The 16,630-nt window shown below is 64.4% G+C and carries 4 protein-coding genes; all 4 read right to left on the reverse strand.

Features of this window, described 5'->3' with window-relative positions; all coding sequences use genetic code 11:
- Positions 1 to 233: 233 nt before the first annotated feature.
- Positions 234 to 8,867, reverse strand: coding sequence for a hypothetical protein (locus tag FJY68_01440; GenBank protein MBM3330497.1), 8,634 nt, complete (start codon positions 8,865 to 8,867; stop codon positions 234 to 236).
- Between the two features lie 328 nt (positions 8,868 to 9,195).
- A complete protein-coding gene (locus FJY68_01445) occupies positions 9,196 to 11,382 on the reverse strand; it encodes a hypothetical protein (protein ID MBM3330498.1) in 2,187 nt (728 codons plus the stop codon).
- 250 nt (positions 11,383 to 11,632) lie between these two features.
- The gene (locus FJY68_01450) at positions 11,633 to 12,226 is read right to left on the reverse strand and encodes a T9SS type A sorting domain-containing protein (GenBank protein MBM3330499.1); all 594 of its coding nucleotides are present in this window, start codon (positions 12,224 to 12,226) and stop codon (positions 11,633 to 11,635) included.
- Positions 12,223 to 15,558 (reverse strand): hypothetical protein, encoded by a 3,336-nt coding sequence (locus FJY68_01455; GenBank protein MBM3330500.1) that lies wholly within the window; start codon positions 15,556 to 15,558, stop codon positions 12,223 to 12,225. The genes FJY68_01450 and FJY68_01455 overlap by 4 nt, the downstream gene beginning before the upstream one ends.
- Positions 15,559 to 16,630 lie beyond the last annotated feature (1,072 nt).

The raw sequence follows: 16,630 nt of genomic DNA on the forward strand, positions 1-16,630 counted from the left end.
GGAGCGGGCCCAAGCGACCGACTCTTGCGCCTCCAGAGCATGACGGGTGTTCTGCAGCTTGAATGCCAGGCAGTGAGACATACAAGTTGCGTCACCAATGAAGAGCGAGGTCCGGGACTTGTCTCTCAATGGTGACGTTGAGTCGCTGTTCGGACACATCCCGGCGGCGTCCGGGCGGCTGGAACCGGAAGGGCGGGACGCGAATGCGCCCCGCCCGTGAGATCCGTACAGCCCTAGTGTATCTTAGTGGCCTTGCGGGTGAGGACTGTGCCTTCGCTCTCCATTCGCCAGAAGTAGATGCCCGGAGCCACGCTCCGGCCCGAGTTGTCGCGTCCGTCCCAAGCCAGGGTATAGGTGCCAGGGGCGAGGGACTTGGGCCCGGAGAGGGTTCGGACGAGGGTGCCGGTGACGGAGCGGACGGTGACGTTCACTCGGGTCCGGCGCGGGAGGCTGAGCCTGATGGTAGCACATCCGCGCATCGGGTCAGGCCGTGGCCGTTCCAGCGCGAGCACCCTGGGCAGGACTTGCAGTTCGGCCACGCCGGTGTAGGTCTCGACGAAGACCGAGTCATGGATTGCGTCGTTCGTCGGGTCCATGTCGGTTGCGAGCGTCGTGGCGCACAGGGTTGGGAACGTTCCGGGTGCGAAGGCGGTCCAGGCTGCGAAGTCGAGCGTGTCTGTCTGCCCGGCAGTCAGCGTGACCGACACCGTGTCAGCGAAGCCGGCGCCGACCGCGAACCGTACGTTGAACATCTCCGCGGTGGTACCGAGATTCTCGACCACGGCCCGCGGCACAACAGTTGCGCCGGAGTCGACCGTGTCCCGCGGTGCCAGAAGTTGGGTGCAGGCGACGTCGCGCACGCGCACGGTCACCAGACCCGGCAATGTATCGTTGGCCCGGTTGTTGTCGCCGGAAAGCGCGGTGGAACAGCGGACCCCGTTGTCGCCGCGCGCCGTCGCCGTCCACGTCGCGAAGCTCACCGAAGCTGAGTCGCCCGCCGCGAGATTGGTAACGTTCTGGGTATCCGCGTAGGCGCCGATGCGGAAGACGACCGGGAAAGATGTCGCTCCTGTCCCGTAGTTTCTGACCCGCGCCTGCGGGTTGACCGCCGCGCCGGAATCAACGGTGTCGGTCGGCGCTACGATGGCAGTAACGCCGACGTTGAGCACTCGCACCGTCACTGCGCCGGACAGTGTGTCGTTGGTGTCGACCTGGTCGCCCGTAAGGTCGGTGGAGCAGCGCACGGACAACAGGCCGCGCGGTGAAGCCGTCCAGTTTGCGAAGTTCACTTCAATCGAATCGCCGGGCGCAAGGTCGGTGACGGTCTGGGTGTTGGTGTAGTTCGGAAAGAGGGATACCGGTGAGGGGTTCGAGCCGGCGCCGGTACGGTTCATCCTCGCGCTGATGGATTTGTTGCCGGTGGCCGGCTCGACCGGGATGGTAGCGGCAGACGTGCCGGCGCTCCGGCCACTCTTCAGGTTCGCACCAATGGACATGGTTATCGGGAACGTCGCGGCGGTGTTGCCGTGATTCCGTACCCGGGCCTTCGGGGTGATGCTCGCACCCGAGTCGACCGTGCCGGCCGGTGCGACGATGGCCGTCACGCCGACATTGGTCACCCGTACCGCCACCGAGCCGGAGAGCGTGTCATTGGCGCGGTGCTCGTCTCCGGCGAGCGCGGTGGAACAGCGAGTCGCATGGGTGCCGCGCTGCAGCGCGGTCCAGTTAGTGAATGAGACAAGGACCGAGTCACCGGCCGCAAGGTTCGATACAGTCTGGGTGTTGGAGTAGAACGAGCCAATACTGAAGTAGACCGGGAACGAGGCGGCGGACGATCCATAGTTCCTGACCCTGGCCTGGGGCGTGACAGTGGTGCCCGAATCGAGCGTCCCGGTCGGTGCGACAATCGCGGTAACGCCGACGTCCAAAGTGGGCGGAGGCACGACAGTGACAAGGCCAGATAGCGTATCGTTTGTCTGCACCTGGTCATTGGCCAGGCCGGTCGAGCAGCGTTTGACATGGGTGCCAAGCTGCAGCGCGCTCCAACCAAGGAAGGTCACCTGAGCCGAGTCGCCGGCCGCGAGGTTCGTGACGGTCTGGGAGTCGGAGTAGAACGAGCCGATGCGGAAAGTGACCGGGAAAGTGGCGGCAGCCGTGCCGTAGTTCCTCACCCGGGCCTTTGGCGCAACGACCGTGCCCGAATCGACGGTGTCGACGGGCGCGGTGATCGCGAAGACACCGACATTCGTGACACGTACAGCTACCGAGCCGGAGAGCGTGTCGTTGGCGTGATTCTGGTCATTGGTGAGGTCGGTGGAGCAGCGAGTGACGTGGGTGCCGCGCTGCGTCGCGGTCCAATTGGTGAACGAGACCAGCGCCGAGTCACCAGCCGCGAGGTTGGTGACCGTCTGCGTGTTGGTGTAGAAGGAGCCGATGCGGAAGGTGGTTGGGAATGTGGCGGCGCCGGTGCCGTAGTTCCTCACCTTGGCCTGCGGGGTTACGGTCGTGCCGGAATCGAGCGTACCGGTCGGGGCCACGATTGCGGTAACACCGACATTGAGCACGCGCACCGTCACCGAACCGGAGAGCGTGTCGTTAGCGGGATACTGGTCGCCAACCAGCGCCGTAGAACAGCGCGTTGCGTGCGTGCCGCGTTGCGTCGCGGTCCAGTTCGTGAATGAGACAAGGGCCGAGTCGCCGGCAGCCAGATTGGTGACGTTCTGGGTGTTGGAGTAGAAGGAGCCGACCCGGAACGTGACCGGGAACGTAGCGGCGCCGGTGCCGTAGTTCCGCGCTCTGGCTCTTGGTGTCACGACCGTGCCCGAGTCGATGGTGCCGGTCGGCGCGACCAACGCGGTCATGCCGACATTGATGACCCGCACGGTGACGGAGCCAGCCAGCGTGTCGTTCGTCTTGTCCTGGTCGCCGGTCAGCGCGGTGGAGCAACGGGTAGCGTGGGTGCCGCGTTGCGTCGCGATCCAGTTCGTGAACGACACCAGCAGGGAGTCGCCGGGCGCGAGGTTGGAGACATTCTGGGTATTGTTGTAGAAGGAACCGATCTTGAACGTGACCGGAAAGGTGACAGAACCGGTGCCGTAGTTCCTGACTCTGGCTCTCGGCGTCACGACCGTGCCCGAGTCAACCGTGCCGATAGGCGCGACAATCGTTGTGACGCCAACGTTGGTGACCCGCACTGTAACGGACCCCGGCAGCGTGTCGTTGGCTTTGTTCTGGTCGCCGGCGAGCGCGGTGGAGCAGCGAGTGGCGTGGGTGCCGCGTTGCGTCGCGGTCCAGTTGGTGAGCGATACCAGCACGGAGTCTCCGGGCGCCAGGTTACTGACATTCTGGGAGTTGTTGTAGAACGAACCGATCTTGAAGAAGGCCGGGAACGAAACCGCATCGGTGCCGTAGTTCCTGACTCTGGCCTGAGGCGCAACGGTCGTGCCGGAGTCGACCGTGCCGGTCGGGGCGACAATAGCTGTTACACCGACATCGGTTACTCGAACCTTCACCGTCCCGGACAGCGTATCGTTAGTGTGTACCTGGTCGCCCGCAAGTGCGGTGGAGCAGCGCGTGGTGTGCGTGCCGCGTTGCGTGGCGGTCCAGTTGCTGAACGAGACCACAGTCGAATCACCGGCCGCGAGGTTCGTCACGGTCTGGGAATTGGAGTAGAAGGAACCGATCTTGAAGAAGGCCGGGAACGAAGCCGGATCGGTGCCGTAGTTCCTGACTTTGGCCTGAGGCGCAATGGTCGTGCCGGAGTCCACGATGCCGGTGGGTGCGACGATGGCGGTTATCCCGACATTCGTCACCCGCACCTTCACGGAACCGGACAGCGTGTCGTTGCTGTGCACCTGGTCGCCGGCGAGGTCGGTGGAGCAGCGCGTGATGTGCGTGCCGCGTTGTACTGCGGTCCATGCGGCGAACGAAACCAGGGTTGAGTCACCGGCCGCAAGGTCGGTGACGTTCTGCGAATTGGAGTAGAAGGCGCCGATGCGGAAGAAGACGGGGAACGAAGCAGGGCCGGTGCCGTAGTTCCTGACCCGGGCCTGGGGCGTGACCGACGTGCTGGAGTCAACAGTGCCGATGGGCGCGACGATTGCGGCCACGCCGACATTGGTTACGCGCACCATCACGGTGCCGGCCAGGGTGTCGTTGGCGCGGTACTGGTCGCCGGAGAGGTCGGTCGAGCAGCGCACGGACAAGAGGCCGCGCGGCGCAGCAGCCCAGTTGGTGAAGCTGACCAGGAGTGAGTCACCGGCCGCAAGGCTGGTAACCGTCTGGGTGTTGGTGTAGCCGGTGCCGATGCGCATCGTGACCGGGAAGGTGGCGGCGGACGTGCCGTAATTCTTGACGCGGGCCTGGGGTGTTACCGTCGTACCGGAGTCGACGGTGCCCGTGGGCGCGAGGATTGCGGTCACCCCGACATTGGTGACTCGCACGGTCACGGAACCGGACAGCGCGTCGTTTGTGGGGACCTGGTCGCCGGTGAGGGCGGTGGAGCAGCGGGTGGCGTGGGTGCCACGCTGCGTGGCGGTCCAGTTTGTGAACGACACCGAGGCCGAGTCCCCGGCCGCAAGGCTCGTGACATTCTGGGTGTTGGAGTAGAACGAGCCGATGCGGAAGGTCACCGGGAATGTCGCCGCTGCCGTGCCGTAGTTCTTCACCCGGGCCTGCGGGGTGACGGTCGTACCGGAGTCGATTGTGCCCGTGGGTGCAACAATTGTGGCCACACCGACATCGGCTACCCGCACCATCACGGTGCCCGCCAGTGTGTCGTTAGTGTGGTACTGGTCGCCGGAGAGGTTGGTCGAGCAGCGCACAGACAGCAGGCCGCGCGGTGCCGCCGTCCAGTTGATGAAGTTGACCAGGAGCGAGTCGCCGGCAGCGAGGCTGGTGACCGTCTGGGTGTTGGTGTAGCCGGTGCCGATACGCAGCGTTACCGGGAAAGTGGCTGCTGCCGTGCCGCAGTTCTTCACCCGGGCCTTTGGGGTGACGACTGCACCCGAATCGACCGTGCCGGTGGGTGCGACAATCGCGGTTACGCCGACGTCAGTTACCCGCACCGTGACCGAGCCGGCGAGCGTGTCGTTGGTGTGGTTCTGATCGCCCGAGAGGTTGGTCGAGCAGCGCGTGACGTGGGTGCCCCGCTGAGTTGCGGTCCAGTTGGTGAACGATACCAGCGCCGAGTCACCGGCCGCCAGGTTGGTTACCGTCTGAGTATTGGAGTAGAAGGAGCCTATCCGGAAGGTGACAGGGAATGTTGCCGCTGCCGTGCCGTAGTTCCTGACCCTGGATTGCGGAGCAACGGTCGTGCCGGAATCGATTGTACCGGCGGGGACGACGATGGCGTTGACACCGACATCGAGCACCCGCACCGTCACCGTACCGGGCAGCGTGTCGTTACTGCGCAGTTGGTCACCGGCGAGGGCGGTGGAGCAGCGGGTAGCGTGGGTGCCGCGCTGCACTGCGGTCCAGTTGGTGAAGCTGACCTGAACTGAGTCGCCGGCGGCAAGACTCGTCACGGTCTGCGTGTTTGTGTAGAACGAGCCGATGCGGAAAGTTACCGGGAACGTGGCCGCTGCCGTACCGTAGTTCTTCACCCGGGCCTGCGGGGTGACCACGGTGCCCGAGTCGACGGTACCCGTGGGCGCGAGGATTGCGGCCACCCCGACATCGGTGACTCGCACGGTCACGGAACCGGAAAGCGCATCGTTGCCGGGGACCTGGTCGCCGGTGAGGGCGGTGGAACAGCGGGTGGTGTGCGTGCCGCGCTGCGTAGCGGTCCAGTTCGTGAATGACACCAGGGCCGAGTCACCAGCCGCGAGGTTGGTGACGGTCTGCGAGTTGGAGTAGAAAGAACCGATCTTGAAGTAGACGGGGAAAGTCGCGGTGGATGTACCTGAGTTCTTCACGCGAGCCTGCGGTGTCACGGTAGTGCCGGAGTCGATGGTGCCGGTGGGCGAGACAATCGCGGTCACGCCGACGTTGGTCACCTTGACCGTCACGGAACCCGATAGTGCGTCGTTGGCGAGGTTCTGGTCACTTGTCAGGGCGGTCGTGCAGCGAGTGGTGTGCGTTCCGCGCTGCGTCGCGGTCCAACTGGTGAATGACACCAGGGCCGAGTCCCCCGGCGCGAGGTTGATGACATTCTGGGAGTTGTTGTAGAAGGAGCCGATGCGGAAGGTCACCGGGAAAGTGGCGCTCACGTTGCCGAAGTTCTTGACCCTGGCCTGCGGGGTGATGGCTGCGCCGGAGTCCACCGTCCCGACAGGCGCGACAATCGCGGTAACGCCGACGTCCATCACCACAGGAATGCGCACTGTCACCAGTCCGGAGAGGGTATCATTGCCCGGCACCATGTCGCCGGAGAGACCGGTGGAGCAGCGTTTAACGTGCGTCCCGCGCTGCAGCACATTCCAGGAGGTGAAGGAGACCAGCGCCGAGTCGCCGGCCGCGAGGCCGGTAACGGTCTGAGTGTTGTTGTAGAACGAGCCGATGCGGAAAGTCACCGGGAATGTCGCCGCTGCCGTGCCGTAGTTCTTCACCCGGGCCTGCGGGGTTACGGTTGTGCCGGAGTCGACCGTGTCGGGCGGCACGACAATCGCCCTAACGCCTACGTTGACCACGCGCACCGTCACCGAGCCGGAGAGCGTGTCGTTGCCCGGGACCTGGTCGCCGGTGAGCGCGGTGGAGCAGCGGGTGGCGTGGGTGCCGCGCTGCACTGCGGTCCAGTTCGTGAAAGAGACCAGCGCCGAATCGCCGGCAGCGAGATTGGTGACCGTCTGGGTGTTGGAGTAGAACGAGCCGATCCTGAAGAACACCGGGAACGTCGCTGCACCGGTGCCATGGTTCTTCACCCGAGCCTGTGGCGTGATGGCTGTCCCGGAGTCCACCGTGCCGATGGGCGCGACGATCGCCGTCACGCCGACGTTGGTCACCCGTACCGTGACGGAACCTGAGAGCGCATCGTTGCCGGGGACCTGGTCGCCCGAAAGGGCGGTGGTGCAACGGGTGGTATGGGTGCCGCGCTGCAATGCAGTCCAGTTGGTGAAAGAGACCAGCGCCGAGTCACCCGGCGCGAGGTTGGTGACTGTCTGTGTGTTGGTATAGAAGGAGCCGACCTTGAACGTCACAGGGAATGTAGCCGAACCGGTGCCGTAGTTCTTGACCCGCGCTCGCGGCGTGACGACCGTGCCCGAGTCAACCGTGCCGATAGGCGCGACAATCGCGGTGACACCGACATTGGTGACACGCACGGTGACGGAGCCAGGCAGTGTGTCGTTGGCCTTGTTCTGGTCGCCGGTGAGCGCGGTTGAGCAACGGGTAGCGTGGGTGCCGCGTTGCGTCGCGGTCCAGTTCGTGAACGACACCAGCAGGGAGTCGCCGGGCGCGAGGTTGGAGACATTCTGGGTGTTGTTGTAGAAGGAACCGATCTTGAACGTGACGGGGAACGACGCACCGGACGAGCCAAAGTTCTTGACCCGGGCTTTGGGAGCTATGACAGTTCCGGAGTCGATGGTCCCGGTGGGCGCGGTGATCTGGGTTACACCGACATCCGTACGGATGATTCGGGCCCGGGCATACACCCCGACATTGTAGTCCGGGATGCTGACCGGCGTGTCGCTCGATATGCCGGTCGCGTTCCACGCCAGGTGCGTGGCCGCAAAGTAGTTGATGGTGCCGGTCTTGGAATCGGAGACGTCGTCAATTGCCCGGACAAAGACTGTGTCGGTCGTGTTGTTGGTGATGTAAGGTTCGCCTTCGGTCATGTCGAAGACGATGTTGTTGTTCGGGAACGAGCGGTCGACTCTTGGGTAGCGCCAGGTACGGAAGTTCTTCTGCCAATTGGGGGACGAGGGACGGCCGACGCCCAGGCGGATGCCGATCTTGTCCCGGGCTGCATGGGTTATCTTCACGCGGCCGAGCATGGTTGGCGAGTAGCCGATGAGGTCATCGAGGTAGTACCCGACCTGATGGGAGAGTACTATGTGCCGGGCCGCCACGTACGACATCCAGCAGTACCCGGACTGGCCCCAGCCCGTGCCCCAGGAATTGATGATCTTGAAGGCGCCGGTCCCGTCGTTCGTGGTCATGGTGTCGTTGTAGCCGACGATGGTTATGGCGTGGCTGCCGCGGTCGCCGCCGTAGGTATCGGCCACGCAGTACTTGTAGCCATAGTTGTGAACGTTGTCGAAATTGGAGTAGACCTCGATGCCGATGACCGTTGTATAGCCACTGTCGAGCCGCCGTTTGGCCTGCTTGATTCCGTTGGTGTCGGTCATCCAGAACCAGTGGGCGGTGCCGCCGCGGAACGGTATGGCCCGGGAATAGGCCGATTCGGATGGCCAGGATGTGTAATCGTTCTGGTTGTAAGGGCAGTCGGCCATGGTCGCGCAGCCCTGCTCATTGATGAGAGAGAAGGCGGTGGACGTACTCGACCCCAGGTCGTCGCCGCCGTTTATCTGGTTGTAGATGAACTTCGGGCTGAACTGGTGGCTGGTCTGGCCCAGGTCCCACTGGTGTTCGATCCATTCGTAGTGGGTCTTCTGGTAGTAGCCGACCGCCCACGCGGTACACGAACCCTGGGATCCCTGGTTCCCGACCGGCGGCATCTGACCGGACAAGTCAACCGATACAGCGAGGCGGGGAGGCACGCTCGGAACGATCGTGTCCTGGACCATCCACGGAACCGTGCGCGGATCCTCGCGGATCAGGCCACACGGATGCAGCTCGGGGGAATCCGAGCCACGTTGCCCCACGGCCGAACTCTGCCGGTTGGAGTTCGGCAGGGTCTGGGCCAGGACAGGGCTGAAGAGAACCGCACCAAGCAGCATGAGCCAACGGGCGCAAACAGCGTTCTTCATGTGATTACCTCCCTACGGGGGAAACGATGACGGTTGTGGCTTGGACGGAGAGAATCACACCTCCAGCGTGGCGGCAACGCCCGCTGGCCAACAGAAGTCCGTGCCCACGGATACTTCAGCACCATATGATTCTACCATAACTTGTAAGAACGTCAAGTGATGCCGATAGGCTTGACACTGAAACACGAAGCGGACTGAGTCAGACGGGATTCGGCCGCCCGGCGCCAGGGCTGTCCCTCCTCCCTTTCATGTTGCAGCTACAGGCGGGGTGACGAGAGAAGCGAAGGGGCGGGACGACGTACGTCCCGCCCCGGAGTAGCAGCCTGGTTCAGTCTATCTTGATTGCCTTGCGCGTGAGGGAAGTGGCTTCGCCTTCGAGGCGCCAGAAGTAGATGCCGGGAGCGACGCGGCGACCGCGCTCGTCGCATCCGTCCCACGAGAACGGGTAGCTACCAGCGGCCAGGGATTGGTAGCCCACGAGCACCCGCTGCAAAGAGCCGGTGGCGGAGCGGATGGTGACGCTTGCCTGAGTCCGGCGGGCAAGGCTGAACCGGATCGTTGCGATCCCGCGCATCGGGTCAGGGACGGGGCGTCCGAGCGTGACGACTCCCGGCAGTAGTGCCTGTTCGGCGATGCCCGCGGACACCCCGACCGTGACCGAGTCTCGCCGGGTGTTGTTGGCTGGGTTCATGTCGGTCGCGAGCAGCGTGGAGCAGCTCACGGCAAAGGTGCCAAGCGAGAACGCGTTCCATGGCGCGAAGTCAAGCGTATCGCTTCTTCCCGCCCCCAGGGTAACCGAGACCGTATCCGCGTAGTCGGGCCCGATACCGAGGCGGGTGCTGAAAGTCTCGTTGGTCGTGCTGGCGTTGCGGACCACGGCGCGCGGCGTCATCGTCGCGCCCGAGTCGACCGTGTCCGGCGGCGCCAGGAGTTGGATACAGCCGACGTCCCGCACCCGCACGGTCACCGAGCCGGTCTTCTTGTCGTTGCCCGGGCAGTAGTCGCCGCTCAGGACGGTGGAGCAGCGGGTGGCGTTGACGCCCCGAGTGGTCGCGGTCCAGGCGTCGAAGGTCACGGTAGCCGAATCGCCCGCCGCAAGGTCCGTGACGTTCTGTGTGTCGGCGTACGCGCCGATGTGGAAGACGACCGGGAAGGTCGCTGCCGTAGTTCCGAAGTTCCTCACCCGGGCCGATGGGGCCGTCGCAAAACCCGAATCCACAGTGCCGGTGGGAGCGGAGAGCAAGTAGGCGCCGACGTCCTGCAGCTTGGGGATCCTGGCCCGGGCATAGACCGCGGTGTTGTAGTCCGGGATGCTGACCGGCGTGTCCGAGGAGATGCCGGTAGCGTTCCACGCCAGGTGCTGCGCCGCGAAGTAGTTGACGGTGCCGCTCTTGGAGTCCGAGACATCGTCAATCGCCCGCACGAAAATCGAATCGGTCACGCCGCTGGTGATGAGCGGCTCGCCCTCGGTCATGTCGAAGACGATCTTGTTGCCGGGGAACGCGCGGTCGGTCACCGGGTAGCGCCACGTCCGGAAGTCCTTTGTCCAGAGTTGGGAAGAAGGCGTGCCAACGCCGAGGCGGATGCCGATCTTGTCCCGGGCCGAGTGCGTCAGGCGAACGCGGCCGAGCATGGTCGGCGCGTAGGCGATGCGGTCGTCCTGGTAGAGGCCGACCTGGGCGGAGAGTTCCGCATTGGTCGCCGCAACGTAGGACATCCACCAGTATCCTGAGAGTCCCCAACCCGTGCCCCAGGAGTTGACCAGTTTGAAGGCGCCCGGGCCGTCATTCGTGGTCACGGTGTCGTTGTAGCCGACGATGGTCACCACATGACCGCCGCGGTTGCTGCCGTACTTGTCGGCCACGCAGTAGGTGTAGTTGAAGTTCTGGATGTTGTCGAAGTTGGAGTAGACGCTGATGCCGATTACCGTGGTGTAGCCGCTGTCGAGGCGCTGCCGGGCCTTGTCCACTCCCACGGAATCGACCATCGAGAACCAGCGAGTGGTGCTGCCGCGGTACGGTATGGCACGGGCATAGGCCGATTCGGACGGCCACGATGTGTAGTCGTTCTGGTTATAGGGGCAGTCGGCCATCGTCCCGCAGCCTTGGTCGGCGAGCAGGGCATAGGCGGCGTTGGAACCCGAGCCCTGGTCCACGCCGCCATTGATCTGGTTGTAGATGAACGCCGGGCTGAACTGGTGGATGGTCTGGTTCAAGTTCCATCCGTGCTCGATCCACTCGGTGTGAGTCTTCTGGTAGTACCCGATGCCCCACGCGGTACACGAGCCTTGGGATCCCTGGTTCCCGACCGGCGGCATCTGGCCGGACAGATCGACCGAGACGGAAGTCCGGTCTCGAGCGGCCGGGACGAGCCTGTCCTCTATCATCCACGGTGCCGCGCGCGGGTCATCGCGGATCCACCCGCACGGGTGGAGCGTTTCAGCGCGAGCAACGGCCTGACCGAGCAGCATCAGGGTAAGCAGGATGAGACAGCGACGAAGGAGATTGAGCTTCATGTGAGTGCCTCCCGACAGAGGAAACCACGGCGGTCATCGTCCGAACGGAAAAACCCGACTTCTCCGGTCACGGGAACCGCAAAAAGCCGATGGCGGCGCGCTCTAACGGAAAACGTCACCAAGAGATGTTACCCGACAACAGGCTCACAGCAAGGCCCGCAGGAGTCACCGGCTCCGCGCGTCCATTCGGTCCGGCCGCTCAACAGAAGGGGCGGGACGATGCGCGTCCCGCCCCGGAGGACTGGTTGTCCTAGTCCAGCTTGATGGTCTTGCGCGTGAGGGTTGCGGCCTCGCTTTCGAGCCGCCAGAAGTAGACGCCCTGCGCGGTGCGGCGACCTGCCTCGTCGCGGCCATCCCAGGCCGCAGTGTGGATGCCGGGCCGGGCCAGGCCGGAGAAAAGGCTTGTGACCTTGCGCCCGGTACGATCGTAGACCGAGAGCGACAGGCTCATCTCCCGCGGCACGGCGTAGCGCAGCAGCGTCGCACGCCGGAACGGGTTGGGAGCGTTCGCGAGCAGGGCCAGCCGTTGCGGCAATGCGGCTGCGGACGCCGGTTCTCCCACCGCCATGTGGGGTGCGTCCGTCGTGAACTTGACGGCGTGGCCCGGCACCCAGGGCGAGGCGCCGCGCGTGTAGGCGTTGTCGTTGAGGCACGTGATACCGATGGTCTTGGTCGGATCCTGCATGCCCACGCAGCTGCTCGATGTCCGCACGGCGGTCTGGTATTGGAGCAGGAACTCGCAGTTGCCGTCCTCGGCCGCGAGCGTTGTATCGTATAGGATGATCTCGTACTTCTCGAACGCGGTCTGGTTGGACCAATAGGGGATGGAGTCGAGCTCGATCACGAACCGGTGGTGGGCGGTGTCGTGGTAGTACCAGATGCCGTGGCCGGCCGGCGGATAGCAGTCGTCCCAGTTGACGGCGATCGCGCCGACGGGCAGAGAGGCGCTGGGTAGGGACCTGTTCGAGCGGGTGTTGCTGGCGTGCTGCCCAGGCCGACCCAGCCGTTGGAGCAGATAGAGAGGGTGGTGACGTCCTGGCCGTAGAACCGGAACGGACCGAATCCGGGCGGCAGACTGATCTGGCAAGTAGTATCGTCGCCCAGCGACAACATCGTCCCGATGCCGGCGACCTCTACCCAGTTGTAGTCGGGCCGTTCTGAGTAGCCCGAGTCCACCTCGTCGTAGGCCCAGTAGAGAACCGGGGTCCGCGGCCCATCCGGAATCGGGTCGCGGGTGCGGATGAGACCCACGCCGATGATGAAGCCGAACCGCCGGGTGAGGCCACCGGTGCTGACGACCAGCGTGCAGGGTACCTGGGTCTCGCGCGGAATCGACGGGTCGGCGAAGAGACTGAAGCGGTCCGAGTTGTTCGTCCCGGTCGTGTCCTTCGCGATATCGCCGAACGATCCGGTTGAGTCGGTTACCTGCAGCCGGGGATCGGTGGAGCGCAGGGTCGCTGTAACGCCGTACGCGTTTCCCAGTCCGGTGTTGCACAGCGTCGCGACTACATCGCCGTTCTCGCCCGGGTCGATCATCCCGTTGCCGTTGCCGCCCGGCGGCGGGTCGTCGACCAGGTACGAGACGTAGACGAGCTTCGGCGCGCCGACGGGAAGCGTCAGTGATGATGTCCACGCCGTGTCGCGGGAGTCCTTCGCCAGGACCGAGAAGCGGAGCGCGTAGCCGTTGGTGCAGGACGGCGCGACGGTGAACCTGAACGAACTGGCGCCGGTCCAGGCCGAGTCGCCGGCCGCGATGTCGCCGACGTTCTTCAGGGTATCGAGCAGGGTGATGTTGGGGTCAGTCTTGCGCAGCCTGACGCTCACTCCCTGCGCTTCCTCGCTTCCCCAGTTCTTCAGCCACATCGGCAGGTTGACGGTCTCGCCGGGGTTGACGATGCCGTCGTCGTTGCCGCCGGCCGAGTCATCAATTGCGTGATGCAGGTACATCACGTAGGGGCCGTTCGGCGGCAGGGCCAGGCAGTGGCCGAGGTGCGGTGCGAGGTTGTGCCCGGTCACGGTCACGAAGACGGTGTCGGGCGCGTACGTCGTCAGGTTGAGGGTGACCTGGCCGGAGCCGTTGGTGTAGCCGCTGGCCCAGGCATTGGTGTCGCTCTTTGCCGACGCGCAGACCAGGGCTCCGGCGACCGGGTTGCCCCCGGACGTGACCGAAACCGGCAGCGCGCACGAGCCGACCGGTATCACCGCCGGATAGGTCACGCTCAGCGGCTTCGGTACGAGCGAGTAGATGTCGGTCGCGCCGTCGCCCATGCAGTTGTACATCTCGAAGTAGCGGCGGGTGGTCGAGCTGTTGCCGAGCTGCTGGTAGAGCTTCACCTTGGCCTTGTTGAGCCCGCCCATCACCCAGGTGTAGCTCGAGTCGAACATGTAGTCGAAGACCCGGCGCTCGAGCGTGTCGTCCTCGGTCCAGTAGGAATTGACGGTTGAGGCGATGGAGACGATGCCGCCCTTGCGGCCGAGCCTTATCCACGTCTCGGAGAAGCACTCCGGGTAGCTTGACGAGGTGAAATTGCCGGAGAGGCAGGCGAAGGTCTGGACGTACGGGATCATGTCGGTGTTGGCGAGCGCGCGCACGTCGTCGGAGTGGAACGTGATGCCGGGGTCGGACCAGCCCTCTTCCGAGCCGTGGCCGGAGTAGGTCACCCAGGCCCGGCCCTGGTTGAGCGCCGAGTCAACCGGCGTGCCGCTGCCGTAGTAGGTGAAGAGCGAGTCGCACTCCGTATCCTTGGGCCGGAGCTTCGCCATCACGTACTTGTGCGTGTTCTCGGCCACGCCGTGGAACGAGCCGTCGGCCGAGGCGACGAAGTAGGCCTTCTCGGCCCAGGCGGTACCGTTCGTCCAGTTGTTCCGTTCGTAGCGGATGACCTTGTCCACGAACGAATCGAGCTGGGCCGCGCTCGCGACCGAGGAGCGGCCGAGGTCGAGGTCGGGCCAATAGTCGCTGCCCTCGCAGAGCGAGTAGTTCAGGTCGGTCGGCGGGTTGCCTTCGCCGGAGCCGGTGAAGTAGCCGATCTTGTCGACGTCGCCGACCAGCAGCACGCAGCTCGGCGGGATCGACCAGTTGTCATAGGCGTTCTGGATGTATGCCTTGACTGTGTCCTTGTTGCCGCCGCCCACCTGGCTCAAGGTGCGCACGAAGACGTTGAAGCCCTTGCGCCGGCGCCACTCGGCCAGCGGCGCGACGTTCGTCTGCATCGCGTCCGGCACGATGATGAGATAGCCGACCGGCAGGGCGGGTCCGAGGTTAGTCCGAAACTGCTCCTCGTTGACGGCGATGCCTGCGAGCCGGCCCGCGAACGGCGGCGAAGAGTAGCGGCGGAGCATGGCGCGGGTTTCCTGCCAGTCGGCGTTGGTCCACTTCACGGTCACCTTCATCTCCGGGGCGTGCTCGACTACACCACGCGCCGGGTTGTAGCCGACCGGGCGGATCTCCACAACCGCCATCCGGCGGCCGCGAGAGATCGCAATGTCGACCAGCCGCGCTCCGATTTCCGGAGCCCATGCGTCGGTCGAATAGACACTGGCGTCGAGCGCGAAGTTCGGCGTTCGTGGTTGGCCTCCGAGGCCCCTGTCCGACAGTGCGGCGCTCGCAGTTTTCGGTATGGGCGCCTGACGCGGGAGGACGTGAAGGGAGAGCCTCTGCGTTCGGGTCGAGCCGACGTCGGCCGATACGGTCACGTCGCAGCCGTAGGGGATTTCCACCAGGCGGACGTACGCCGGTACTGCCGGACTGCCGACTTCGGCCGCGAGCCCGGCTGCGGGCAGGGCGAGCGTAGCATAGCTGCTACCCGACTCCAGCACCGTTCCGATCTGCAGCTCTGCCGGCGTCAGCGACAGCACGCCGCCGTCCTGTCGTCCGGACCAGGAAACCGCATCGCCTGCGAGCGCCATCGCAAACGCACCGGCCAAGACAAGGAAGGTTCTCATCCACCAGCCTCCTGAAACTGTATCGTTCTTGAGCTCAAACTGAAGGACCCGCGCCCATTGACGCACGTGAGATATGCTAGCCGAACCAGCCCGCGAGGTCAACGAGACCATCCAGCCCTGGACGCGATGTTGAGCCGGCGAGTTCCTGTCGTCCGCCCGGCGCCAGGCCCATCTGCGCCATCGGCGGTTCCAGTTTCGGTTTCCAGTTTCTGGTTTCTCCGACGCCGCCATTCGTGTTCATCTGCGTCCATCTGTGGTTTCGCTTCTGGGTACTGGTCTCTGGTCTTTCCGATCCCTGCTACTATCTGCGTGATCTGTGCAATCTGCGGATAGTCCTTCCTTCCGTTTCCTCATTCGAGCTTGTCGGCCTTCGTGGCGAAATCCCGTCCTGCGACGTCGCGCTGAAGACGCAGTTGCGTCTCGCGAAGCATGTGGCGAAGCACGGGTCGAAGCACCGGCAGATGCATCGTGGGCCGCGTCGCGCGTCGCGTCGGCGGTCGCGTCGGTAGCTGAATCCTGAGCTGCATCGGAAGTTGCTTACGGCGTTGCACCGCGCGTTGCTCGCGAAGTCGCTCAAGTCGTTGCTCCGGTTGTTGCTTGATTCGTTGCTCGCGTCGATTCTCGCGAACAAGTACCGGAGGTTGCATGACTTGAAGCATCGGGCGCTGCTTCGGCGGAGGCGGCCCCCCAGGCGGCCCGTGGGCCGACCACCCCACGGCAGAATTGTGGTCGGGAACGGTTCGACCACCACTAATAGTATGTGCGCTATCGGCACAAGGATGAGCAAGGCTCGTCTCAACCAATCTCTCTTCCACGGTCAACCGTCCTTCGTCAACAACGCCGCTAAGTCCTTCTCCTTCCGCCCCTTCCGCAATTCTGACTTCTAGCTTCTGACATCTGACATCTGACTTAGTCTGTCCTCGAACACTATTCCCTGGACGGTAGGGGGAGATCTCCCACCCGGAGCGGCCTCTTGTGCAGCCTTCGCTCCCGGTCTCGCAGCAGCAGTCGCAACAGCGCATGGAACGGCCGCCGCTCAACCCTTCGGAGCAGCATCCGGCGCGGCGCTCGCTCCGGCCGCTGCTCACCCAGTCGCTCCAGCGCCCACAACAGGGGTCAAGTCCGAATTCTCCTGTAGAATCCATCTCAGGCTGACAGCTTTTGACCGGTAGTCTGAAGGCTGGACTCCGTCTTCGGTTCGGCCATTCCCAGCGCCCGCCGGAGCGTATCCAACTGCTCGAGCTCGACCGCGCTGAAATTCACCCGCGCCCAATTCTCGCAGCCCCGGATCAGTGCGGCAAAC

The organism is candidate division WOR-3 bacterium, assembly GCA_016867815.1.
Classification (GTDB): Bacteria; Hydrothermota; Tepidihabitantia; order Tepidihabitantales; family Tepidihabitantaceae; genus UBA2258.

Excerpts from the sequence above, each read along its gene's own strand:
- FJY68_01445 (MBM3330498.1), bottom strand. The coding sequence starts at position 11,382 with ATGAAGCTCAATCTCCTTCGTCGCTGTCTCATCCTGCTTACCCTGATG.
- FJY68_01455 (MBM3330500.1), bottom strand. The coding sequence starts at position 15,558 with ATGGCGGCGTCGGAGAAACCAGAAACTGGAAACCGAAACTGGAACCGC.
- FJY68_01440 (MBM3330497.1), bottom strand. The coding sequence starts at position 8,867 with ATGAAGAACGCTGTTTGCGCCCGTTGGCTCATGCTGCTTGGTGCGGTT.